The organism is Ruminococcus sp. OA3 (genome assembly GCF_022440845.1).
Taxonomy (GTDB): Bacteria; Bacillota; Clostridia; order Lachnospirales; family Lachnospiraceae; genus Ruminococcus_G.
Window position 1 is genome coordinate 1622830 of sequence record NZ_JAKNTO010000001.1, and the last position, 22755, is coordinate 1645584.

Consider the following 22755-nt stretch of genomic DNA (forward strand, 5'->3'; position numbering starts at 1 on the left):
AATATTATTAAGAGCTGAAATCGATTTCGTAAACCTGATGAAAAGACCTGAAAGGAGATTGTTTTAATGAGTGTAGATACAGAAATATCCGTAAGCGGAGGGGAATTGTTCAGAGAACAGTATATGTACAAGCATCCCCCGGTTGCACAGATACACACGGCACTGAAGTTTTCTGATGAAGATAAGGCGGTACTTCGGAGACTGGCGGAAAAAGTTGCTGCCATTGCTGAGACAGACAGCATGAAAATCAAAAGAAAGTTATGGACAGAGAATCATGACCTGAAAAGCACATATCCGGTTATTTTTGTGGATCCGGAAAATGGCTGGAATGAGATTATGACAGATGATGTGTTTGAATGTAAAGATCCGCTGGCCAGGACATGGGAGAATACACTTCGCAAAGATATCTATTCGGCCAAGATGATTAAGGATGACCGGGTGATCACAAAAGATTTCAACGTGCCGTGGTATTATACAGATAATGGATTTGGTATTACTCCAAAAATCGAGTATACCGGTCAAAAGGGCGGATCTTACCATGTATTGCCCGCCATCGAGGATTACGAGGAAGATTTTCCTAAAATGCATTTTCCGCAGATAACAGTGGATTGGGATAAGAGCAATCAGGTTATGGAGCTTGCCAAAGATACCTTTGGGGATATCCTGAACTGCCGATTCTCCATGAAATGGCACTGGGCAGACGATTTCTTAAATGAATTTGTTGCATTCCGCGGTATGGAAGATTTCATGTGTGACTTTGTGACGGACCCGGAATGGATTGAGCGTCTGATGACATTTATGACGGACGGCATCATGAAACGGTTCGATTATCTGGAAGAACAGGGACTTCTGTCCCTGAATAATGACAATACGTATCTCGGAACCGGTGGTCAGGGATATACAACGGCACTTCCGGCTCCTGATTTTGACGGGAAAGTGCGTACGAAGGATATGTGGGTTACACTGCAGGCGCAGGAGACAGTGTCCTGTAATCCGGATATGTTCGGTGAATTTATCCTGCCGCATTTTAAACGTCTGGCTGAGCGGTTTGGGCTGGCTCATTACGGTTGCTGTGAACCGTACGATGTGCGCTGGAAATATCTGAAACAGATTCCGCACCTGAGGCACGTATCTGTATCACCCTGGGCAGATTATAAGACAGTTCCGGATTATCTCGGCAAAGATTATATAGCAAGTGTTAAACTGAAACCAACGCCCCTTGCGATGCCGGATATGAATGAAGAGCATGTCAGAAGAGAATGCCGCAGGGCAGTGGAGGAGACTTACGGGGGTATCTGTGAATTTGTTATGAAAGACAACCATACAATCGGCAACAATCCAAATAATCTAATTCGATGGACACAGATTATGAGAGAGGAGATTGAGAGAAAGTACTGATCATATGTATTGATGAGGACGCGGTGAGAACTGGTGGGGCAGTGTTCACCGCGTTTACTGCAAAAGGGGTTTTTACAAATGAAAATGCGGGTTGTAGATAAAGACAATGGATGGGGAATCAGTCATAACGGAGAGTTTCTGGACTTTCCGAAACAGGACGATACCGGGATAGCTGTGACCATGTGGGCACATAAGGTTTCGGTAAAGCCGCACCGACATCATTTTCATGAATTTGCCATGATAACGAAAGGTTCTTGTCTTCATGAGTACAGAGGAGTTAAGGTATCTCTTGCACCGGGAGATATTTTCTTTATTGAGCCGGGAGAGCGGCATGGGTATGAAGTAAATTCAAGCCTTGAGCTCATTAACTGCCAGTTCTATCCTGAGATGCTGGGGGAAGAATGTAATATGACCCTGGATAAGGCAAAAAGCAGCATAGGACGCCTGTATCAGAATGAAGGGCTGGGCAAGCAGTGGGATGATCTTGTCCATGAGATGTTCAGCAAGGAGGAAGATTTTCAGAATGGAAAACTGAATCAGGTGAAATTAAATAAACAGGGCATTATTCATCTCAATATGCAGGAAAGGCGTGAGATTGAATACTGGCTGAATAAGATGATGCAGGAACAGGAATATCAGCAGGAAGGAATTAAATGTGTAAAATCGGCCTGTCTTCAGATGCTTCTGGTTTTTTTTCAGAGGATCCACTGCAAGAAGGAAGAGGCAAAAGGGGTAATTAAAGATACCCGTAAGGATGCGATTTACCGGGCGATCGAGTATATGGAAAATCATCTGGAAGAAAAAATGGATATGGAAGAACTGGCAGCGAGTGTTTACTGGAGCAGCCGTCATTTCAGGACTGTCTTCAAGGAAGAGACCGGTATGACTCCGGTAGAATATCTGAACAGGATCCGTATCATTAAATCACTGGAATACCTGGAACGGAATCAATGTAATATAGCGGATGCAGCCGCCAGTGTAGGTATATATGATGCCAATTATTATACCCGCCTGTTTAAAAAAATACTGGGTTATTCACCCAAATATTTTAAAAGCATCCGGTGAGTAAAACAGAAGTGTGCAGGAAAACCTGATAAAGGTTTTTCTGCACTTTTTTGTGCAGCTAAAAAATGCACCAATTGCGCTGAATTGCAATCTTTTTATGAGAAAAATGTGGGGAAAACATCTTTTTTGTGCTAATAGATATCCGGATTATCCAGAAGACAAAAGAGTGATTGTGGTATGATAATAATATGTTCAAAATGCACAAAAAGCGTGGGGAACAGCAGCGCAAAAGGTCATAAATGACCAAAAAAAGAAATGAAATCGGAAGGAGGAGGGAAATGGAAAAGGAGAGAGAAGAAGGGAAAAACGTGCTGGAATTAAAGGACATCTCCAAATCGTTTCCTGGGGTAAAGGCACTGGACAACGTCAGCTTCACAGTCAGGGAGGGGACGGTACATGTACTCGCGGGCGAGAACGGCGCCGGAAAGTCCACACTGATCAAGATCATCAACGGGCTGTACGTGGCAGATAAAGGCGACCTGTTCCTGTACGGAAAAAAGATCACGGCGCATAACCCCAGGTATATGAACAGCATCGGCGTGGCGACCATCCATCAGGAGTTAAGCCCGGTACTGGACCTGACGATCGCAGAGAACATCTTTCTGGGCCGTGCACCGCTGACAAGGATTGGGACAATCCAGTGGAAAAAGATGTATGCCCAGGCGCAGGAGCTGATCGACAACTTCGGGTTCCACTATGATGCCAGGCGGACCATGCGTTCCCTGACGGTATCGGACATGCAGATCATCGAGATCATCAAGGCAATCTCCGTAAATGCGAAGGTCATCATCATGGATGAACCCACTTCCTCGATCACGGAGAGCGAGGTGGAGGTGCTCCATGAGAAGATCCGGATGCTGAAAAAGCAGGGGATCAGCTTCATCTATATCTCCCACAAGCTGGATGAGATCGGGCAGATCGGGGATATGGTGACGATCCTGCGGGACGGGAAGGCGATCTCGACCCATAAGGTCGGGGAGATCACGACGGATGAGATCATCGCGAAGATGGTGGGGCGCGAGATGACGAACGTGTACCCGCCGAAACACCCGAAGATCGGCGAGACGATCCTGGAAGTGAAGAACCTGACGCGGGAGGGCGTGTTTCAGGACGTGTCGTTTACCCTGCGTGCCGGGGAGATCCTTGGGATGTCCGGGCTGGTAGGGGCAGGGCGTACGGAAGTGGCGAGGGCGGTCTTCGGGCTGGATAAGCTGCAGTCGGGCGAGATCTGGCTGAAGGGGAAAGAGGTGGAGATCCGCCATGTGCCGGATGCGATCCGGGCGGGGATCATCTACCTGTCGGAGGACAGGAAGGGCGAAGGCCTGGTGCTGTGCCGCTCGATCGGGGAGAATATCGCGCTGGCGAACCTGAAGCATTTCAGCCGCGGATTTTTGCTGAACCGGAAGCAGGAGGACCGGGAGGCAGCACAGATGTCCGAAAAGCTGACCGTCAAGGCGCCGTCGATCAAGACGAGCGCAGGATCTTTGAGCGGAGGGAACCAGCAGAAGGTGGTCATCGCGAAATGGCTGCTGCAGAACCCGACGGTGTTCATCATGGACGAGCCGACGCGGGGAATCGACGTCGGTGCGAAGTATGAGATCTATAAGATCATGTGCGACCTGGCCCAGCAGGGGGCAGGGGTGATCATGATCTCGTCTGAGCTCCCGGAGATCATCGGTGTCTGTGACCGGGCACTGGTCATGGCGGAAGGCCGGATCACCGGGGAGGTGCAGGGGGACGACCTGACGCAGGAGAGGATTATGAGTTTTGCAATAGGAGGGCAGGCATGATGGTGAAGAGTAAAAAAGGCAGTTTTTCGGTGGCTGAATGTTACAGTAAATTTGGGATCGTATTGATCTTTGTATTGTTGTTTGTGATCATGTCGGCCGTGAACCGGAACTTTATCTCGGGGGTGAACTTAAGGAACGTTGTCCGGCAGGTCGTGGTGATCACGATTTTGGCATGCGGGGAGCAGCTGATGCTGATCTCGGGGATGGTGGACCTGTCGCCGGGGCGCGTGCTGGCGTTTGCGGGAACGCTGTCGGCGTACTGCATGATGAAGACGGGAAATTTGTTCCTGGCGTTGGTGGTAGGCCTGGCATGCGGCCTGCTGTTCGGTGCGATTAACGGGGCGCTGATCACGGCGTTTGACATCCCGCCGTTCATCGCAACGCTGGCATCCATGCAGATGGCGGACGGTGCGATCATGGCGTTCACGGGGGGCCAGAACTATTCGAACCTCCCGGCATCGTTTAACTTCCTGGGGCAGGGTTACATCGGTTTCATCCCGTTCCCGGTGGTGATCATGATCCTCGTGCTGGCGATCACGTACCTGATCCTGGCGTGGACGCCGATGGGGAGGTCGCTGTATGCGATCGGAGGCAACCAGGCGGCGGCGCTGGCATCCGGTATCCGTGTAAAGAGGTCCAAGTTCTTCGCGTGTGCGTTCGGCGGAGTCTGTACGGGGCTTGCAGGAATCCTGCTGATGGCGCGGATGAGTTCGGGGCAGCCGGCAGCCGGTGAAGGGATGGAGATGGATGCGATCACAGCCGTAATCGTGGGAGGAACGAGTATGAGCGGGGGTGTGGGGAATATCCTGAACACGATCGTGGGCTCCCTGATCATCGGTATCATCAAGAACTTCATGAACCTGCAGAACATCAACTCATCGTTCCAGGACATCGTACTGGGTATCCTGATCTGCGTGGCAGTTATCATCGATGTTCAGGTTCGTAAGGCGAATGCAAAATAAAAAGAGGTGATGCACGGACAGAGAATAAGAAAGCGGCATGAAACGAAAGAAAAGCAGCAAAAACGAAGATGAAGTATTGAGAAGGAGAGAAAAAATGCGGAGAAAAGTATTGGCACTTGGTCTTACATTTGTGATGGCACTCAGCCTGTTTGGATGCGGTGGAGGAGACAAGGATGCGGCAGCGCCGGCTGATGATACAGCAGTAGCAGACGACGCAGCGGCGGAAGACACTACAGAGGCACCGAAGGGTGATGCAGCGAAAGAGGATGCTTCCGGTGATGAGTCAGCAGCAGATACTTCAGATCTGAAGGACTGGGAAAAAGAATATGCAAAGACGTATGACATCAGCGGCGACGAAGAATATGTTTGGGGATATGTGGCACAGAGCTTTACCGATACCTTCTGTTCCAGGGTACAAAAAGCGATGGAAGATTATACGAAACAGAATTATCCGAATGTGACACTGAATGTCGGAGATGGAAAGCAGGAAGTAAATACCCATATTGAGCTGGCAGAAAACTTTATCACACAGGGAGTTGACTGTCTGATCGTGACAGCATCAGACTCAAACGGTGAGGTTGTTATCTGTGATATGGCAAAAGAAGCGGGGATTCCCTTCGTAGTGGTTAACTCAGATATCGCATGTGACCCGATCGATCACTGGTTTGTAGGTTCCGATCACTATGTATCGGGTCATTTGCAGGGTGAGTATGTAAGGGACAACATTGATGATTCCGAAACCGTTAATATCTGCTATCTTGGCGGTACTGATGGATTTACACATACGACACTGCGTCGTCAGGGCTTTTATGAGGCACTCGATGAAGCAAATTACAACTATAAAGTATTGGCAGATCTGGAAGGAGAATACCTGAGAGACCGCGGCATGGAAATCACAGAAGACTGGCTGATCCAGTACGGCGATGATATCGATGTCATCGTTGCAGCGAACGACGAGATGGGCATGGGCGCACTGAACGCAATCCAGGGTGCAGGCATGAGTGATATCATTGTATGTGGTATCGATGCAAACGATGATGCCAAAGAGGCAGTAAAGGCAGGATCTTTCGGATGTACAGTATTCCAGGCAGCAGAAGGCCAGGGAAAATGGGGTGCGATCGCAGCTTACGCAGCATCGCAGGGCAAAGATTTCGCAACGCTCGATATTCCTTATGAGCTGGTAACAGCTGATAATGTTGATCAGTATTAATTCTTAATAAAGTTATTCATTTCACTTCCTTAATAAGGGGATGAAATCCGATATTCGGATTTCATCCCCTTCTCCATTTTTAATATCCTTAATTAAACTCAAAGGCCGATTCATCGGCTCCCATCGCTTTCGAAATATTGGCAGCGGCATCTTTGACAATACCGGAATAATTTTCAATTTCGGCGTTGCTCAGCAGGGAAGCGGAAGCGGAAATGCTTACTGCGGCAACCGGTTTGCCGGAATAATCTATGATGGGGGATGCGACACAGCGAATTCCTGCATCGTGTTCCTCGTCATCGATAGCAAAACGACATTTACGGATACGTTCGGCTTGCCGAAGGAAAATCTGACAGTCGGTGATCGTATTGGGTGTGAATTTTTTAATGTCTGAGCGACTCCAGATTGCTTCGATTTCTTTTTCGGGTAAAAACGCCAGTATACTTTTTCCGAGTCCTGTACAGTACATTGGCAAATGTAAACCTACTCGGGAAGACGTTTTCAGGATTCCGTTCAATGGGTCCTCTTTGTAAAGATAAAATATCTCATCGCCATCTCTTACTGCTAAATGTATGGTGTGGCCGGTTTGTGATGCAAGCTGCTCCAGATATATGCGTGAGGCCGATAAGATATCTAATCCCCCCACAACATAACTGCCTATTTTGAAGAATTTCATCGTAAGGTGATATTTGCCGGAATCGGCGGTCTGCTGTACGTAGCCACGGGAAATCATCGTAGCGAGTATGCGGTGCACCGTGCTTTTGTTCAAAGAAACTTCCTGTGCCAGGTTGGTGAGAGATGTACCGTGAGGAGTACTGGCGAGCGCTTCGATGATATCAAATGCCCGGTCAAGGGACTGTACGGGTGTTGGCGAATGACTTTTTTGTGGTTGATTTGTCATGGTAACTATGTAAACCTCCAATTCTATAACAAGATTATTTCAAGCCTCAATAGTACAGTGAAATTTGGAAAAAAATGTATATATTAACGACTATTGTATCACAGCCCTGTGATTCTAGCAATCTGCAGGAGGAGAGACAAAGGTTAAGCATGGAAAATAATAAAGTGTAACTGATAAATATTGCATCAAAAATATATTATCAGATAAATAAGAAAAAGAAAAGTAAAAATGTTTGTTATTTACGGTTGACATTTTGTATTATCTGTGATAAAAATAAAGTATATTCCACAATATGAAAATGAGTTTCATAATATGAAACAAAAAAAGAGAAACAGCGAAGTTTAATTATGCTAGCAAGAGGTAGAAAGAATGGATAGGTATCAAAGACTGGATGAGAAATGCAACAACCGAGAAAAGATATGTGCTACTACGATCAGTATGCTGAATGAAATCTGCCTTGTTCAAAAAATGACGCATCATCAGATGGATTTTTTAGTGTTTGATATGGAACATGGAAGATTCAACACGGAAACACTTCCGGAGATTTTGAATGCCTGCAGAAAGGAAGAAATACCGTCCATCGTCAGAATTCAAAATCCGGAGTACTATCTGGTTTCAAAAGTCATCGATATGGGAGCAGATGGGGTTCTGATACCGAGAGTTGAAACCGTGGAGCAGGTTGAAACGGTTGTAAATGCTTCTTACTTTGCACCGGTGGGGAAAAAGGGATTTGGATACTTTAATCAGTTCCGGAAAAACGAGAGCATTTATGAATTTAAGCGGCTTATTTTCCTGCAGATAGAGTCGCCGGAGGGCATCAAAAACTTATCGGAGATACTTGACAGGTTTGGCGATTACATCAGCGGCATTCTGGTGGGCCCGTGTGATCTTTCGATTATGATAGGCACACCACTGGTGCTTCGAAGTGACGAGATGAATAAGGCGGTGAAAACCATTTTCGATATATGCCATGAAAAGAGAAAGTCTGTGGGAATTTTCTGTCAGGATGCGCGTGATGCCAGAAAATATTATGAACAGGGTGCCAATCTGCTATGGACCTCGATGGAAATGAATATATTTGAAACCGCTTATAACAACCTGTTTGATGAGCTGGAGAAAATCCGGTAATCAGGAAGATATCGGAAGAAAGGGGGATGATTATTTGTATATTCCGGATTTTTCATGCGTTGATCATACATTTCCAAAACTTGATTTTGAGACTTCACTGAAGATGTTTAAGCTGTTGTCATTTGACAAAATTGATGTTGTGCTGAATGAATATGCTGGAAATCGTCATCTACATACGTTTCAAGAACTGGATCATCCTATGGAAAATGGGAAAATACTTGCAGAGAAGCTTTCCGGAGAGGGTTTCGTGCCGACAGATCTTTTTATATTTTTGGGTGATCACGAAAAATGGGCCATTAACTCTCCAAACAGGGAACGGCGGCTGGTGAATGCGGATTACTTTAAAAAAGCGGTCACCTATGCAAAAGCCTGCGGCAGCGGCCATATCACAATTGTTCCGGGGGTGGTTTTTGATAATGATTATGGTGAGTCACTGAAGCGGGCTGCACAGGAACTCAAATGGCGTGCTGGATATGGGGTGGAACACGGGATTGTCGTTTCTTTTGAACCGCATATAGGGTCGATCGCTGATACGACGGAGAGAACCCTCGAACTTTTAGAACGGGCGGGAAGTGCAACCGTTACCCTGGATTACTCCCACTTTATAAAAAATGGAGAAGAACAAGAAGAGATTGACAGGCTGCTGCCTTTTGCGGCACATATGCATTTCAGGAACGCATGCAGTGGAAGCTCCCAGACGATTTTTGACGAATCATGCATAGATTATCAAAAAATGCTGCATTTGATAAAGCGGCAGGGTTATTCGGGGGAGATGGCAATCGAATTCTGTTCCAGCCCGTGGGAAAATCAAAACAGAGTGGATACAATTGGAGAAACCGTCAGCTTAAGAGAACACCTTTTGAAATTGTGGAAAGAAACAGAGTGATAAGGAGAGAAAATGAAAGCAAAATTTGATGATATGCAGGGAATCATCCCGATTATGCAGACACCTTTTACAGACGATGGAAGTGCAGTGGATTACGATGATTTTGCAAGTATGTGTGATGCGACCGTTTGTGACGGGGCAAAAGGGATTGCCTTGTTTGGCTATGGCACAGAATTTTACAAACTTTCGGACCGCGAGCGGGAAGACATGGTAACGACTGCAGTTAAAGCAGTGGATGGCCGTGTACCGGTGATTGCGTCGATTACGTGCGGCTCTACAGAAGTCGCTGTTCAGACAGCACAGCATTATGAGAAATCAGGCGTGGACGCAGTAATGGTGCTTTCTCCCAGTGTGATTGCTCCTTCCACACCGGCACTTGCCGAACATATCATCAGTGTTGGGAACAGCACCGCTCTGCCGTGTGTGATCCAATATACACCGGGTTCCGGGGGCGGAACACTGACTGCACAGGCAATTCAAATGATCTGTGAGAAAATTAATAATCCGCTCTGCATTAAAGCGGAAGCAATACCAGCAGCTCCTTTTGTGGACAAGGTTCGCGAGATTACCGATGGGAAAATCAGAATTTTCGCCGGAAATATGTGTCTGCATATGATAGATCTTATGGATAGAGGAGTGCTGGGATTTATGCCGGGAGTCTCACTTGTACCAATTTTCCGTACCATATTTGACACCTATATGGCAGGCGACAGACGAAAGGCAAAAGAGTTATATGATGCCGTGATGCCGATGGTCCTTGTTATCAATCAGGATATTGAGACGCTTGTAAAATATGAAAAGATGATGATGGTAAAGCGCGGCATCATCAAGAGTTCCTGCTGCAGGAAGCCAACCTGTGTTTCGTTTGACGAAAGGCTGTGGAATATGTTTGACGAATATAGAGAGAATCTTAAACAGATTATCGATGTTGGAAGAAACTATTAACAGGATAAATACATGAAAGAAGGAGGATGATGCAAAATGCGCTACACGAAACTGGGTACAACGGACATGGAAGTATCACAAATTACAATCGGTACGTGGGCAATTGGCGGTGCCGGCTGGGGAGATGTAGACAGACAGCAGTCGGTGGATGCGATATACCGGATGGTCGATCATGGAGTAAATTTTATAGATACGGCACCGGCATATAATCACGGATTCGCTGAATGTGTGGTTGGAGAGGTACTTCCCAAAATCAGGGATAAGGTTTTTGTGGCTACGAAGGGAGGGGTTACAAACATTGGCGGTCGTACCGTAAGAGACAGTTCCGGTGAAAATTTGGTTATACAATGCGATGAATCTTTAAAAAGATTAAACGCGGATTATATTGATTTGTATATGATTCACTGGCCGGATTATAATGTACCGTTTGAGGAAACATTTACAGCGCTGGAGAGACTCAAAGAACAGGGAAAAATCCGCCACATTGGTGTTTCTAACTTTTCACTCACACAGATTTTTGAAGCAGAGAAATATGCAAAAATTGATGTGGCGCAGGTCCCTTATTCGATGGTAAACCGATCTCAGGAAAGATTTATGAAATGGTATCACGATCATAACATTGGAATTATGTCATGGGGATCGCTGGGCGGTGGCATTTTAACCGGAGCATTTCGGACACTTCCGGATTTTGACAAAGACGACATACGGCTTTCCACCTATGATTCGTTCCACGAACCGAAATTTTCAAAGGTGATGGAAATCCTTAAGGTGATGGACACTGTCGCTAAAGAACACGGAGTGCCCGTTGCCCAGGTGACAATTAACTGGAATCTGAAAAAAGAATTTGTGGATACTTCATTGGTAGGTGTCATCAATACGCAGCAGGCAGATGAAAACTGCGCGTGTATGGATTGGGAACTTTCTGACGATGAGATGATTTCCATTGATGAAAAAATAGATGTTTTTCTGGGGGATCAGGAAACTTATTGCAGGCAGAGGAGCAATCCATGGGCGCTTGGATACCGGGATTAGACCGTAAAGGAGAATGTATATGAGAAAAAAGAGGTTAGCGTGGGTGATGTGCTGTGTAATGTTACTGATGTTTATGCAGGGATGCCAAAGCGATGATAAACAACAGGAAAATTCAGAAGGTACACAATCAGAAACAGAGAAAACAGGGGAAGAGGTGTCACATGATTCTCTGACGCTGCTGGCTATCAGCTATGAGGGAGACGTTTATACACAGACATTATTTAAAGGTGTGGAAGCAAGGTGTGAGGAGCTGGGCATCAATTATGATGCGATAGGTTATCTTCCGGATGATGGCGAACAGGCTACCGCACGAAGTCTTGAAGATGCACTGGCTAAGGAGGTGGATATGGTAGTGATCGACAGCCAGCATCCGGCTGCAGCCATGGGTGTACTGCCGCAACTCTTTGAACAGGGAGTGAAGGTTGTCTCCATCAGTGATCCGATTGATATGGAGGGAATGACGGCTCATATTGGCGGTGACTATGCAAAAAGGATGGTTGCAGGATCCACGCCGATGTTTGAACATCTGGGGGAGGGAAAAAACACATTGATTATCACCGGACCTGAGGAGTTTGAAGCTTGCCGTCAGATAGCCGAAGGCTATGAACAGGCGGCAGAGGAGTATGGCATTGAAGTGCTGGATGTTGTGTGCACCAGTGGAACCGGAGACACCACGACAAATGTGACTGAGGATGCGATCACAAGGTTTGGATTAGATGGAATTGATTCTATCTGTGCCTGGGCGCCTTCTATTACGACTGCCATTGCATCAGTGCTTGAAAATGCAGGGGCTAAACCGGGAGATATTCTTTTGTGTTCGCAGGGGGGATTTGAGATTGAACGCGATCTGCTGGAGAAGGGATGGCTCTATTCTGTTTCCACACAATTGCCGTTTGCGATGGGAGAAAAAGCCGTGGACTGCGCACTTGAAGGCGTAAAGACGGACGAGGTTTTTGGAACGATCGACTTTATCGGAGAAGCCGCCACCATCGACAACTACAAGACGCTGGATTATGACTGGCTAGAGTAACGGCGGAAGATGTCAGGTTCATGAAATCCTCAACAGAAACAGTTTTTGTTCATGCTGAGGATCGTGAAGAAAGGTGGTGGAACAGTGTGAATCAATCGGCAGTCGAATTAAAAGACATTATAAAAGTATTTCCCGGCGTCACTGCACTTGATAGTATGCACCTTGTATTGAAATATGGGGAGATACATGGGCTGGTGGGAGAAAACGGGGCAGGAAAGTCTACCTTGATTAAGATTCTTTCTGGTGTTTATCAGCCAACCTCGGGCAGCATCCGTCTGGATGGCAAAGAACTTAAAATCAGGAATCCACTGAATGCTTTAAAGCACAGGATTGCCTGCATCTATCAGGAGCTGAATATTGCACAGCCGCTGTCGGTGACGGACAATATGTTTGCCGGCAGTCTCAAAAGAAAAAAGGGAAGCCCGTTGTTGGATTATACATATATGAACCGCCGTGCAAGAGAAATTATGGCATCATTGAATCAGGAGATTGAGGTCTCTGCACGAGTGCAAACTCTTGGCGTAGGACAGCAACAGATGATTGAAATAGGGAAAGCGCTGCTGCATGATGCGAAAGTCCTGATTTTGGATGAGCCCACCGCGTCATTGAGCGAGGGAGAGATCAACAACCTGTTTCAGACGGTAAAAAGACTGAAGGAGAAGGGCGTCGCGATTCTTTTTGTGTCTCATAAATTGGAAGAAATTTTTGAGCTGTGCGACGTTGTGACGGTGATGCGTGATGCAAAACATATCGTCACAACGCCGGTGTCAAAAGTCACCAAAGACGATTTGATTACGATGATGGTCGGGCGTAAGATGGAAAATATTTATCCAAAAAAAACTTCTAAACCTGGTGCGGCAGTATTTGAGGTCAGGAATCTGAGGCGTACAGGTGTGATCAGGAATATCAGTTTCTCTTTGCGAAAGGGAGAGATTCTGGGATTTTCCGGACTGGTTGGGGCGGGAAGGACAGAGCTTATGAGATGCCTGTTTGGAGCAGACCCGTACGATGAGGGAGAGATTTATATCCATGGGGAAAAGGTGAATATTCGTGACACAAGGCAGGCGATTGCTAAAAAGATTGCATTTATCACAGAAGACAGGAAGCAAGAAGGCCTGGTGCTGAAGTTTCCGATCTATAAAAATATGTCAATGGTAAATTTAAAGTCTTACCAGAAGTTCGGCATTATCAACGAAAAAAAAGTCCGTTTACAGGCAGAAGAAACAGTTAAGCAGCTGGAAATCAAGACAAATTCGATTGATAAAATTGCCGGAGAATTGAGCGGCGGAAACCAGCAAAAAGTGATCATTGGAAAATGGCTGAATACAGATACGGAAATCTATATTTTTGATGAGCCGACACGGGGAATCGATGTGGGCGCCAAGCTGGAAATCTATAACATTATGAACCAGCTTGCAGAAGAAGGAAAAGCCATCATTATGGTTTCATCTGAGCTTCCGGAAATCCTTGGAATGTGTGACCGGGTAGTTGTGATGCGGGAAGGCGAAATTATGGCTGCAATTGACCGTGACAGTCAACATTTTAATCAGGAGGATATCATGAGGGCTGCATGGGGAGAGGAGTTGAGAGCTTGATTAAAAAAACATTAAAAAGAGGTTCCCATCTGTTGGGACCCATTGTTGCTACGGTTATACTCTATGTATTGTTGTGTTTTCACCCGAAATTTTTAGGATTTACCAATCAGATTAATATCCTGAGACAGATGTCCGTCAACTTATTGCTGGGAACAGGAATGATGTTTGTATTGCTGACGGCGCAGATTGATCTATCCCTTGGGTCTATCCTTGGTTTTTCATCTTCCGTGCTTGCTGTGCTCTATCGTGATACGGGAGTGAACAATCCTTTTATTCTGATTTCAGTATGCCTGGCAGTTGGCGTTATCTGCGGATTGGTGAATGGACTTTTATACACAAAACTGCGGCTGCCAAACTCGTTTGTATCTACAATGGCTATGATGCAGATTCTGCGGGGCTGCTGTGTGCTGCTGACGAATCAGGGACCGACCAATAATTTCACCGATGCTATTTTGTACATTGGACGGAATGATATCGGATTTATGCCGATTTGTTTCCTGCTCGCGTTGTTTGTGACGGTGTTTGCCTCTGTCTTTTTGAACAGAACGACTATGGGGCGCAATATTTATCTCACCGGCGGAAATTTTGAGGCGGCACGGTTGTCCGGGGTGAAAACGGACAGGGTAATTAATTTTGTGTTTATGGTGTCGGGATTCCTTGCAGCACTGGCGGGACTTGTATTGATTGGAAGACTGACAGTTTCCTATCCTTCGTCCGGTCAGGGACTGGAGATGCAGGCGGTGGCGGCTGTTGTCATTGGCGGTGGCTCTTTCGCGGGAGGAAAGGGAAGTGCAGTCGGAACATTTATAGGTGCAGTATTTATTGCACTTTTGAATAACGGTTTGAATCTTCTGGGGGCACGCTCGAGTGCTCAGCAGATTGCATTGGGACTGATGCTGCTTTTGGCTGTACTGGTTGATATTGTAAGGCATGATGTTGGAAATAGAAAAATGCTTCAGGAACAGGAAAAAGTGTACCAGCAATTACATAAAAACAGGGGGAATATCAGATGACGAGAAAAGCCTATGTGTATAAATTAAAACCTGGCATGAAGGAAGAATACAGAAAAAGGCATGATAATATCTGGCCGGAATTAAGCAGGCAGATGACAAAAAAGGGGATCCATAATTATACGATCTGGTTTTATGACAATAATCTGTTCGCCTATTATGAATTGGATAAAGATGCCTTTGCCGTACCTTCGACAGAGGAAGAAATTCAATTGGAAAGTCGCTGGGCGGAGCATACAGGTGATCTGATTGAAGCAGTAACAGATCCGGAAACCGGGGAAGCATTAGAACTGGAATGTGTATTTTTCCATGAATAGCGAATAGATAGAAGGAAGGTTCATGATGAATTGTTTTCAGGAGAAAGCGGCAATTGTTACGGGAGGAACACGGGGCATAGGAAGAGCTGTAGCGGAATTGCTGCTGGGAAACGGAGCAAGTGTTTTAATTACAGGACGCAATGAGGAAGCTGGAAATAAAGCGGTAGAGCATCTGCGTGGAACATATGATGCGCCTGTCTTCTTTTTTAAGGGAGATATGGGAGAGGAAAGCGTCTGCGTTAATGTGGCTGATAAGGCAAAAGAGCTTTTTGGAAAGGTTGATTATCTGGTAAATAATGCATTCCCGTTCACAGCAAAATACCTGGATGCAAAGAGATCCGACTGGGAACACGTGATGAGTGCGGGTCCGATTGCCTATGCAACGATGATTAAGGAATATGTGCGGGTCCATGGAGCCAAAAGGCCGGGGGCGGTAGTAAATGTAAGTAGCATTTCGCAATACATTGCGCAGCCTCACCGGTGGACGTACAATACGGCAAAAGGTGCGGTAGGCCAATTGACTAAATGTGCTGCGATGGACCTGGCACCTTACATAAGAGTCAACAGCGTTTCACCCGCTGCTGTATGGACCGATGAATGTGACCGCGATCACGAGGATCCTTTTTTTGAGAGATATCACATGATAGCAAGAGTGATTGAGTCTGAAGAGGTTGCGGCGCCGATCCTGTTTCTGCTGAGCGATTATGCCAGCGCGATCACATCTACAGACCTGAGAGTTGACGGAGGATATCTGTCGATGGGAGTGGAGGGATGGAAAGTGGAGCGTCCATTAAAAGGCAGCGATTGATTTAAAAATAATAAAAGAGAGCAGGTGTTCTAAGATTAAATCAAAAGTACTGATTGCCATGCCATATGATGATTATGATCCGATGCATTCAGGGCACGGACTCAAAATACTGGAAGGAAACGGTATTGAGACGGCAGTGGCTTCTTGTTATTTAAATAATGGAGAAATTCTGGAAATAATTGATCAGTATGATGCCGTGATCTACTGTGGGGGATTTTCTCCTGATGCCAGATTTTTCTCAGCGGCTAAACGGTTAAAAATATTATCCAGGCTGGGTGTGGGTTTTGATGAAATTGACCTGAAAGCAGCAGCTCAGCATGGGATACAAGTTACTATCACAAGAGTTATGGAACATATCAATGGTGTTGCGGAGCTTGCTTACGCACTAATGATGACTATGCTTTATCATATACCGCAGAGATATTCGGAATATGTCATAAAAAAAGAATTCAGGCAGATTACAGAAAACAGACAGCTTTGCGGGAAAACGGTTGGTCTGTTTGGATTCGGTGCAATAGCAAAAGCGCTTGCGGGACAGCTTGCGGCAGCAGGGGTAAAACTGATTGCCTGTGACATGTATCCTGACCCTGCGGCTGCTAACCAGCTGAATGTGAAGCTGGTGGCAAAGGAGCAATTGCTTGCTGAAAGTGATATCATCAGTATTCATGTTCCCGCACTTCCTGAAAACAGGCACATTTTTAATACAGCGGTTTTCAGTCAGATGAAGAAAGGGGCATTTATTGTAAATACCGCACGTGGAATGCTTGTCAATGAACATGATTTATATGATGCATTAAAGAGTGGAAAACTGTCGGGGGCTGCTGTAGATGTGATGGACCCGGAACCGGCCGATCCGTGCAATCCATTGCTGACCCTTGATAATTTTATAGCCACGCCTCATATAGGAGGGAATAATTATGAAGCCAGGGAAGCGATGTCTGTTTCAGCTGCGCAGGCGGTTGTTGATTCGTTAAATGGACAAAAGCCTTATTTCCTGCTGAATTCTTAGTCCTGTGTGATATGCCGCGGAGTGTTGAAAAAATCAGCACTTCCGGCATTTTTATTTGTTTCGGCGGCAATGACCATATAGACAAAAAATAAAAATGTAAACTAAAAATGCAAAAACCCTATTTTTATTTACAATGGAACGTAAATGTAGACAAAAACAATAATGATGTTCGCGTGCACAAAAAGAGAGAATCGTGAATTTGATGAAATAATAGAAAGATATTGACGAAATATTATCGTAAAACGTACAATAACACTAACAAAGGAAAAGAAACAGTGAAAGTTACAAAAAATCAAAATGTATAATTAAGTAGATCCAAAGATGGAAAGGGGATAAAAAGATGGCAACAAATATGACAACACATGCAGCGTTTGATGCACCGGGGACGGCGGTATCCAATGATACGACTTATATGTTCCTGCCGATTGAATACAATAGTGAGGATGCGGAGGTCATCAGGGAACTGGCCCGTGAATTTATGGAGATCGCAAATCTTCCTGAACAGAAGGAGACGGCAGAACTCTGGGAGAGAGTCAATGACCTGGAATCTGCCCGTCCAGTCGTGTGGCATAATGAACTGCCCTGGCACGAGATGAATGTAAATGATGAGCTGACACTGCGAACCTCTACGCCGTTTGCGCAGAGGATTGAGGAAGAGCTGCGCAGAAAAATTTATCTGTGGAAACACATGCCGGGAGACATGGTGCTGGAGCCGGTGTTTTATTCGCCGATGATTATTGAGAACTCCGGCATGGGCATTGCAATCACAGAGGAAACAATTGCCAGTGATGCGGACAATAACATTGTGAGCCATAAGTTTATTCCGCAGATTGTCACAATAGAAGATACCGAGAAAATCACAGCGCCGAAAGTGACATTGGACAAAGATGCGACACAGGCTACATATGAAGCTTATCAGGATATTCTGGGACCGGTGATGCCGGTGGAGATCAAAGGTGTTCAGGGATTCTGGTACGCTCCGGTGGACGACCTGGTGCAGCTGATGGGTACGAATGAACTGCTGCTGAATGTTGTGATGGAACCGGAACTTGTCCATGCATCCATGAAAAAAATCTCAGAAGCCTATATGGCGGCGTTGGATCAGTATGAGGCTCTCGGATGTCTCGGTTCCAACAACCTCAATTATCGAATGGGATCCGGTGCGTATGGATATTCGAAAGAACTGAAAAGAGGAACCATGACAAATATGAAGTGCTGTGACATGTGGGGGGCATCCGCCAGTCAGTTCTTCACTTCTGTGTCTCCGGAAATGCATGATGAATTTTCGATCGCTTATGAAAAACCGTGGATGGAACGGTTTGGACTGAGCTATTATGGATGCTGCGAGCGTCTGGATATCAAAATGGATCAGCTGCGGCAGATTAAAAACCTGCGGAAGATTTCCTGCAGTCCGTGGAGTAACACGGAACATATGGCGGAAGTTGTGGGACGGGATTACGTAGTGTCACTCAAGCCGAGTCCGGCATGCTTTGCCTTTGATACATTCGATGAGGATGCCGTCCGACGGGATGTGGAAGGGAAACTGAAGCTTTTGAAGAACTGTAATGTGGAGATTATTATCAAGGATGTGAGCACAATCCGGTATGATCCGCAGAGACTGTGGAGATGGGTTGAGATCGTGTCTGAGCTGTGCAAAGACCAGTTGTAACAGATAGAAGTATTACGAATATACTGACTTACGCCAGGTAAACGGGACATAAAAAACTCTATGTGAATGGCCAGACCATTTGCATGGAGTTTTTCTTTTGGTTTTTTCTGATTTTTCATTGAAACAGCCTTCCACATATTGACCAGTATCATATCGCTTATGAAAATGTGGGATATGATGGCAATGTCCCGGATCCAACATTCAAACAGGGTACGCAATTTAGACCCCCGAATGAAGTTATTGCTTGTTGTCATCATCAGCACAGCCACTTTGTTTCCTCCAGCGTCTAAAAGAAATAAAAGCTGACGGTTACAAAAAGACAAAGCCTGCTGACACGGTATTTGCGGACTGCGCAGAGAGCTATCTGGTCGGTTTGTGTTTCAGGGAACGGCTTCCCGCTTTTCTGTCGGGAGAGCAAAAACAGCGGCTTTCGATTGCAGTCATTTCTCACCAAAGAGCACTTGGACCTGGTTATGCGGACAAGATAATCCGGGACAGGGCACAGCTTGCATTTCCCCCAAAACCGTGCTATAGTAATAATCGCCAAAACCCTGATAAACAGGGGATGGAGATAACTAAATAACCGTGTGTTCGAGACCTTCCACACGCTAAACAAAACTAAAGGAGAGACAAGAATGAGAGACAAAAAAGTACTATTCATCACCCAGGCGGCAATGATCGCCGCCATCTATGTGGTTGTAACTGTCGTGTTTTCAGCATTTAGCTTCGGCGAGGTGCAGGTGAGGATTTCTGAGGCACTTACGATTCTTCCACTGTTCACGCCGGCAGCGATCCCGGGACTTTTTATTGGGTGTATCATTGGGAATGCGATGGGCGGCGCGATCGTGCTGGACGTGGTATTCGGAAGTATTGCGACCCTGGTCGGGGCTGTGGGTTCCTGGCTGCTTCGGAAGCACAGGTATCTGGTTCCGATTCCGCCGATCATCGTGAACGTACTGATCGTACCGTTTGTTCTTCGCTATGGGTACGGAGTGCCGCTCCCGATTCCATTTATGATGCTGACAGTAGGGCTTGGAGAAATTATCTCATGCGGAGTACTCGGGTATATACTGATGTTTGCGCTGAATAAAGTAAAACACGTGATATTTAAAAATACAGTAATGTCATGATACCGGGGGCACATTGTGCCCGGCAGTCCGTGGGTATCATATTATAAAATGTGGTGCCTGTGAGGCAGGAACCTTCCGAACGGGGATGCATAGAATAAGATATGCATCCCCGTTTGTCAGGAGGTAACTGATTTGGGTAAACAGGCAGTACGTACCATAGAAGAAAGTATTGCAGTACGTGTATCAGTGAACAGCATTATCGTTAACGTGGTATTGTCTGTAGCCAAATTTGCAGCCGGAATTATCTCCGGATCGGGTGCGATGATTTCGGATGCCGTGCATTCCGCTTCGGATGTCTTCAGTACGGTTGTTGTGGTGATCGGTGTCAAAATGGCCGGTAAACAGTCAGATGTCCGCCATCAGTATGGGCATGAACGCCTGGAATGTGTAGCTTCACTGATCCTTGCGATCGCACTTGCGGCTACAGGGGTTGGAATTGGATATTCAGGAATCATTAAGATCATAGATGCGGACTATCAGGCACTGGAAGCACCGGGGCTGCTGGCGCTTTTCGCTGCGGTGATGTCCATCATAGTAAAAGAGGCAATGTACTGGTACACGAAGGCCGCCGCAACACAGATCAATTCAGGGGCCCTTATGGCGGATGCCTGGCATCACCGCTCTGATGCGATGTCGTCAGTGGGGAGTTTTATCGGGATTTTAGGAGCGAGGCTCGGGTATCCTGTGCTGGACCCGGCTGCCGGAGCTGTGATCTGCCTCTTTATCGTCAAAGCCGCAGTGAGTATCTTCTGTGATGCGATATGCAAGATGACGGATGTGGCCTGTGATGAGAGAACAGTCAGGCAGATATACAGGATTGCGATAGAACAAAAGGGAGTGATCGCGGTAGATGACGTGAAGACCAGGATGTTTGGAAATAAAAAGTATGTGGATCTGGAGATCAGTCAGGATGGGAAAAAAACACTGGAAGAAGCGCATGGAATTGCGGAAGCTGTACATGATAGAATTGAGAGTGAAATAGAAGGAGTGAAGCACTGCATGGTGCATGTGAATCCTTATATTTGCAGGGAGGGACAAAAGATTGAAAACGATGGAATTCAAGATGGAACGACAGGGGCTTCTGGAGATCGGGCAGGAAGTTGAGATATCGGAAAGTGCGCTTCCCACTTCCTATTATTATACGATCATACCTGCCATAGCGATGAGCAAAAATTATCAGCCGCATGAGCGTTTAAAGGCCACACGTGGAATCGTGAAAGAGATTAATGAGACAGAACGAGGGTTTTATACGCTTGTGGAATTCTCTGAGGAAGAGTAAAGGCGGAATTATTTTGACAGGATATCCCCCACCCCTGCTTGTAGGAACGGAGATATCCTGCTATAATTAAAAATACGGTTTTATTTATGGGAGGAGAGAAACGAATGAAACGTTATGAAGCCATTTGGGAAATATATAATAAATGTTCAAACAATCAGATGCGGGATGTTTATATTGATGAGATCGAGATAGAAGATCCGGAAGAATATGTCAGGCATAAATTCAGGGACAAGGTTCTGGAATATGATATCATTCATAAAGAAGACGGCAGTATTGTGTTTGAGATCATGACCTCCGGGATGAAGCAGCGCATGACATTTACAGAGGTATAAACAGAACCTGCGGATAGAAAAGGGACAAAGGTACATCAGGAGGAAACCGATGGCAGAGCATGAGAACAGTGTAAAGCATATGCATGTATTGGAAGATGGAACAGTGGTGGAGCATACACACAATCATACGCATACCCACACTCATCAGAATACGAAAGCGGTTATCAACCGGCTGTCAAGGGCGATTGGCCATCTGGAATCAATTAAACGGATGGTGGAAGATGGAAGAGACTGCAGTGAGGTGCTGATTCAGCTGTCCGCAGTAAAAGCTGCGATCAACAATACGGGGAAGGTGATCCTGCAGGATCATATCGAACACTGTATTGTAGATGCAGTGGAGAGCGGGGATAAGGAAACGCTTGCAGAGCTTCATAAAGCAATAGACAGATTTATTAAATAAGAAGGTGGAAAAAATGGCAAAAGAATGCAGCAGTACAACATGCAGCAAAGAGAGCTGTGAGGGATGTCCCAGCAAACAGCAGCACAGCTTTCAGGAAAAAATGAATGAAGACTCCCGGATTGGACGGGTGATCGGAATCATCAGCGGAAAGGGAGGAGTCGGTAAATCTCTCGTCACGGCGTCAATTGCAAATCAGCTGTGCGAGCAGGGCTTTAAGGTGGGGATTCTGGATGCGGACATCACGGGCCCGTCCATTCCGAAAATGTACGGCATCAAAGGACCTGCAAAAGCCGGTGACCGCGGGATTGAGCCAATAGCAGCGGAAAATGGAATTAAAATTATGTCCATTAACCTTCTGCTCCCCAACGCGGATGACCCTGTGATCTGGAGGGGCCCGGTCATTGCCAATATGGTAAAACAGTTCTGGACAGACGTCATCTGGGGAGAACTGGATTTCCTGCTGGTTGATATGCCTCCGGGAACCGGCGATGTACCGCTCACGGTATTCCAGTCGCTTCCGGTGAATGGCGTGGTTGTCGTTACCTCACCGCAGGATCTGGTGAAGATGATCGTAAAAAAAGCGGTGAAAATGGCGGAGATGATGAAGGTTCCGGTACTTGGCATCGTGGAGAATTACAGTTACGCGGTCTGCCCTGACTGCGGGAAGGCGATACCTATCTTTGGGGAGAGCCAAGTGGATCAGGTTGCGTCGGCGTATGGGCTTCCGGTACTTGGAAAAGTCCCTGTTCATCCCGAATATGCGAAAGCGGCGGACGAAGGAAAATTTCACACAGTCAGTAATCAGCACATACAAAGTATTCTGGGATAACAGATACAGACTCAGACAGGAATTGTGTAAAAT

The 22755-nt window shown here is 46.1% G+C and carries 23 protein-coding genes; 22 read left to right on the top strand and 1 reads right to left on the bottom strand.

Going from position 1 to position 22755, the window contains the following annotated elements:
• The first annotated feature begins 66 nt into the window (after positions 1-66).
• The 5 genes from MCG98_RS07345 (at position 67) to MCG98_RS07365 (ending at position 6425) form a co-directional block, all read left to right on the top strand.
• A complete protein-coding gene (locus MCG98_RS07345) occupies positions 67-1398 on the top strand; it encodes a hypothetical protein (protein ID WP_240301379.1) in 1332 nt (443 codons plus the stop codon).
• A 78-nt stretch (positions 1399-1476) separates the two neighbouring features.
• Entirely contained in the window at positions 1477-2463 is a 987-nt protein-coding gene (locus MCG98_RS07350) for an AraC family transcriptional regulator (RefSeq protein ID WP_240301380.1), read from the top strand.
• A gap of 278 nt (positions 2464-2741) precedes the next feature.
• Positions 2742-4253 (top strand): sugar ABC transporter ATP-binding protein, encoded by a 1512-nt coding sequence (locus MCG98_RS07355; protein ID WP_240301381.1) that lies wholly within the window; start codon positions 2742-2744, stop codon positions 4251-4253.
• A complete protein-coding gene (locus tag MCG98_RS07360) occupies positions 4250-5215 on the top strand; it encodes an ABC transporter permease (RefSeq protein ID WP_240301382.1) in 966 nt (321 codons plus the stop codon). Before MCG98_RS07355 ends, MCG98_RS07360 begins: the two co-directional genes overlap by 4 nt.
• Before the next feature lie 94 nt (positions 5216-5309).
• Positions 5310-6425, top strand: a complete 1116-nt coding sequence (locus MCG98_RS07365) for a substrate-binding domain-containing protein (RefSeq protein ID WP_240301383.1) — start codon at positions 5310-5312, stop codon at positions 6423-6425.
• An 88-nt stretch (positions 6426-6513) separates the two neighbouring features.
• Here MCG98_RS07365 and MCG98_RS07370 read toward each other — a convergent pair whose 3' ends face one another.
• A complete protein-coding gene (locus MCG98_RS07370) occupies positions 6514-7323 on the bottom strand; it encodes an IclR family transcriptional regulator (protein ID WP_240301384.1) in 810 nt (269 codons plus the stop codon).
• A 369-nt stretch (positions 7324-7692) separates the two neighbouring features.
• Between MCG98_RS07370 and MCG98_RS07375 the strand changes: the two genes are divergently transcribed.
• From MCG98_RS07375 to MCG98_RS07455, 17 genes are all read left to right on the top strand, one after another.
• Complete coding sequence (locus tag MCG98_RS07375) at positions 7693-8451, top strand: aldolase/citrate lyase family protein (protein ID WP_240301385.1); 759 nt, start codon at positions 7693-7695, stop codon at positions 8449-8451.
• Entirely contained in the window at positions 8429-9337 is a 909-nt protein-coding gene (locus tag MCG98_RS07380; protein ID WP_240301386.1) for a TIM barrel protein, read from the top strand. Before MCG98_RS07375 ends, MCG98_RS07380 begins: the two co-directional genes overlap by 23 nt.
• A 12-nt stretch (positions 9338-9349) precedes the next feature.
• Positions 9350-10282: a dihydrodipicolinate synthase family protein gene (locus MCG98_RS07385; RefSeq protein ID WP_240301387.1), complete on the top strand. Its 933-nt coding sequence runs from the start codon at positions 9350-9352 to the stop codon at positions 10280-10282.
• 36 nt (positions 10283-10318) lie between these two features.
• Positions 10319-11314, top strand: a complete 996-nt coding sequence (locus tag MCG98_RS07390) for an aldo/keto reductase (RefSeq protein WP_240301388.1) — start codon at positions 10319-10321, stop codon at positions 11312-11314.
• Positions 11315-11333: 19 nt separating this feature from the next.
• On the top strand, positions 11334-12344 hold the full coding sequence (locus MCG98_RS07395) for a sugar ABC transporter substrate-binding protein (protein ID WP_240301389.1): 1011 nt from the start codon (positions 11334-11336) through the stop codon (positions 12342-12344).
• Between the two features lie 86 nt (positions 12345-12430).
• Positions 12431-13939 (top strand): sugar ABC transporter ATP-binding protein, encoded by a 1509-nt coding sequence (locus MCG98_RS07400; protein ID WP_240301390.1) that lies wholly within the window; start codon positions 12431-12433, stop codon positions 13937-13939.
• A complete protein-coding gene (locus tag MCG98_RS07405; RefSeq protein ID WP_240301391.1) occupies positions 13936-14952 on the top strand; it encodes an ABC transporter permease in 1017 nt (338 codons plus the stop codon). The genes MCG98_RS07400 and MCG98_RS07405 overlap by 4 nt, the downstream gene beginning before the upstream one ends.
• On the top strand, positions 14949-15266 hold the full coding sequence (locus MCG98_RS07410; RefSeq protein ID WP_240301392.1) for an L-rhamnose mutarotase: 318 nt from the start codon (positions 14949-14951) through the stop codon (positions 15264-15266). The genes MCG98_RS07405 and MCG98_RS07410 overlap by 4 nt, the downstream gene beginning before the upstream one ends.
• Positions 15267-15288: 22 nt before the next feature.
• Positions 15289-16074, top strand: coding sequence for an SDR family oxidoreductase (locus MCG98_RS07415; protein WP_240301393.1), 786 nt, complete (start codon positions 15289-15291; stop codon positions 16072-16074).
• Between the two features lie 58 nt (positions 16075-16132).
• Positions 16133-17083 carry an NAD(P)-dependent oxidoreductase gene (locus MCG98_RS07420; RefSeq protein WP_240301394.1) on the top strand — a complete coding sequence of 317 codons (951 nt, stop codon included), beginning with the start codon at positions 16133-16135 and terminating at the stop codon, positions 17081-17083.
• Positions 17084-17423: 340 nt separating this feature from the next.
• Positions 17424-18752, top strand: coding sequence for a hypothetical protein (locus MCG98_RS07425; protein WP_240301395.1), 1329 nt, complete (start codon positions 17424-17426; stop codon positions 18750-18752).
• A gap of 635 nt (positions 18753-19387) precedes the next feature.
• Positions 19388-19882, top strand: a complete 495-nt coding sequence (locus MCG98_RS07430) for a QueT transporter family protein (RefSeq protein ID WP_240301396.1) — start codon at positions 19388-19390, stop codon at positions 19880-19882.
• Between the two features lie 132 nt (positions 19883-20014).
• Positions 20015-20986: a cation diffusion facilitator family transporter gene (locus tag MCG98_RS07435; protein WP_240301397.1), complete on the top strand. Its 972-nt coding sequence runs from the start codon at positions 20015-20017 to the stop codon at positions 20984-20986.
• Entirely contained in the window at positions 20934-21161 is a 228-nt protein-coding gene (locus tag MCG98_RS07440) for a hypothetical protein (protein WP_345891710.1), read from the top strand. The genes MCG98_RS07435 and MCG98_RS07440 overlap by 53 nt, the downstream gene beginning before the upstream one ends.
• Positions 21162-21265: 104 nt before the next feature.
• Entirely contained in the window at positions 21266-21493 is a 228-nt protein-coding gene (locus MCG98_RS07445) for a hypothetical protein (protein ID WP_240301399.1), read from the top strand.
• Between the two features lie 49 nt (positions 21494-21542).
• The gene (locus MCG98_RS07450) at positions 21543-21893 is read left to right on the top strand and encodes a metal-sensing transcriptional repressor (protein WP_240301400.1); all 351 of its coding nucleotides are present in this window, start codon (positions 21543-21545) and stop codon (positions 21891-21893) included.
• Between the two features lie 13 nt (positions 21894-21906).
• Positions 21907-22722 carry an Mrp/NBP35 family ATP-binding protein gene (locus MCG98_RS07455; RefSeq protein ID WP_240301401.1) on the top strand — a complete coding sequence of 272 codons (816 nt, stop codon included), beginning with the start codon at positions 21907-21909 and terminating at the stop codon, positions 22720-22722.
• Positions 22723-22755: the final 33 nt, after the last annotated feature.

Bases quoted from the DNA above. Each gene is read 5' to 3' on its own strand.
- MCG98_RS07385 (WP_240301387.1), top strand. From the start codon at position 9,350: ATGAAAGCAAAATTTGATGATATGCAGGGAATCATCCCGATTATGCAG.
- MCG98_RS07445 (WP_240301399.1), top strand. From the start codon at position 21,266: ATGAAACGTTATGAAGCCATTTGGGAAATATATAATAAATGTTCAAAC.
- MCG98_RS07455 (WP_240301401.1), top strand. From the start codon at position 21,907: ATGGCAAAAGAATGCAGCAGTACAACATGCAGCAAAGAGAGCTGTGAG.
- MCG98_RS07380 (WP_240301386.1), top strand. From the start codon at position 8,429: ATGAGCTGGAGAAAATCCGGTAATCAGGAAGATATCGGAAGAAAGGGG.
- MCG98_RS07430 (WP_240301396.1), top strand. From the start codon at position 19,388: ATGAGAGACAAAAAAGTACTATTCATCACCCAGGCGGCAATGATCGCC.
- MCG98_RS07420 (WP_240301394.1), top strand. From the start codon at position 16,133: ATGCCATATGATGATTATGATCCGATGCATTCAGGGCACGGACTCAAA.
- MCG98_RS07410 (WP_240301392.1), top strand. From the start codon at position 14,949: ATGACGAGAAAAGCCTATGTGTATAAATTAAAACCTGGCATGAAGGAA.
- MCG98_RS07390 (WP_240301388.1), top strand. From the start codon at position 10,319: ATGCGCTACACGAAACTGGGTACAACGGACATGGAAGTATCACAAATT.
- MCG98_RS07365 (WP_240301383.1), top strand. From the start codon at position 5,310: ATGCGGAGAAAAGTATTGGCACTTGGTCTTACATTTGTGATGGCACTC.
- MCG98_RS07350 (WP_240301380.1), top strand. From the start codon at position 1,477: ATGAAAATGCGGGTTGTAGATAAAGACAATGGATGGGGAATCAGTCAT.
- MCG98_RS07370 (WP_240301384.1), bottom strand. From the start codon at position 7,323: ATGACAAATCAACCACAAAAAAGTCATTCGCCAACACCCGTACAGTCC.
- MCG98_RS07355 (WP_240301381.1), top strand. From the start codon at position 2,742: ATGGAAAAGGAGAGAGAAGAAGGGAAAAACGTGCTGGAATTAAAGGAC.
- MCG98_RS07360 (WP_240301382.1), top strand. From the start codon at position 4,250: ATGATGGTGAAGAGTAAAAAAGGCAGTTTTTCGGTGGCTGAATGTTAC.
- MCG98_RS07440 (WP_345891710.1), top strand. From the start codon at position 20,934: ATGGAATTCAAGATGGAACGACAGGGGCTTCTGGAGATCGGGCAGGAA.
- MCG98_RS07415 (WP_240301393.1), top strand. From the start codon at position 15,289: ATGATGAATTGTTTTCAGGAGAAAGCGGCAATTGTTACGGGAGGAACA.
- MCG98_RS07395 (WP_240301389.1), top strand. From the start codon at position 11,334: ATGAGAAAAAAGAGGTTAGCGTGGGTGATGTGCTGTGTAATGTTACTG.
- MCG98_RS07345 (WP_240301379.1), top strand. From the start codon at position 67: ATGAGTGTAGATACAGAAATATCCGTAAGCGGAGGGGAATTGTTCAGA.
- MCG98_RS07450 (WP_240301400.1), top strand. From the start codon at position 21,543: ATGGCAGAGCATGAGAACAGTGTAAAGCATATGCATGTATTGGAAGAT.
- MCG98_RS07425 (WP_240301395.1), top strand. From the start codon at position 17,424: ATGGCAACAAATATGACAACACATGCAGCGTTTGATGCACCGGGGACG.
- MCG98_RS07375 (WP_240301385.1), top strand. From the start codon at position 7,693: ATGGATAGGTATCAAAGACTGGATGAGAAATGCAACAACCGAGAAAAG.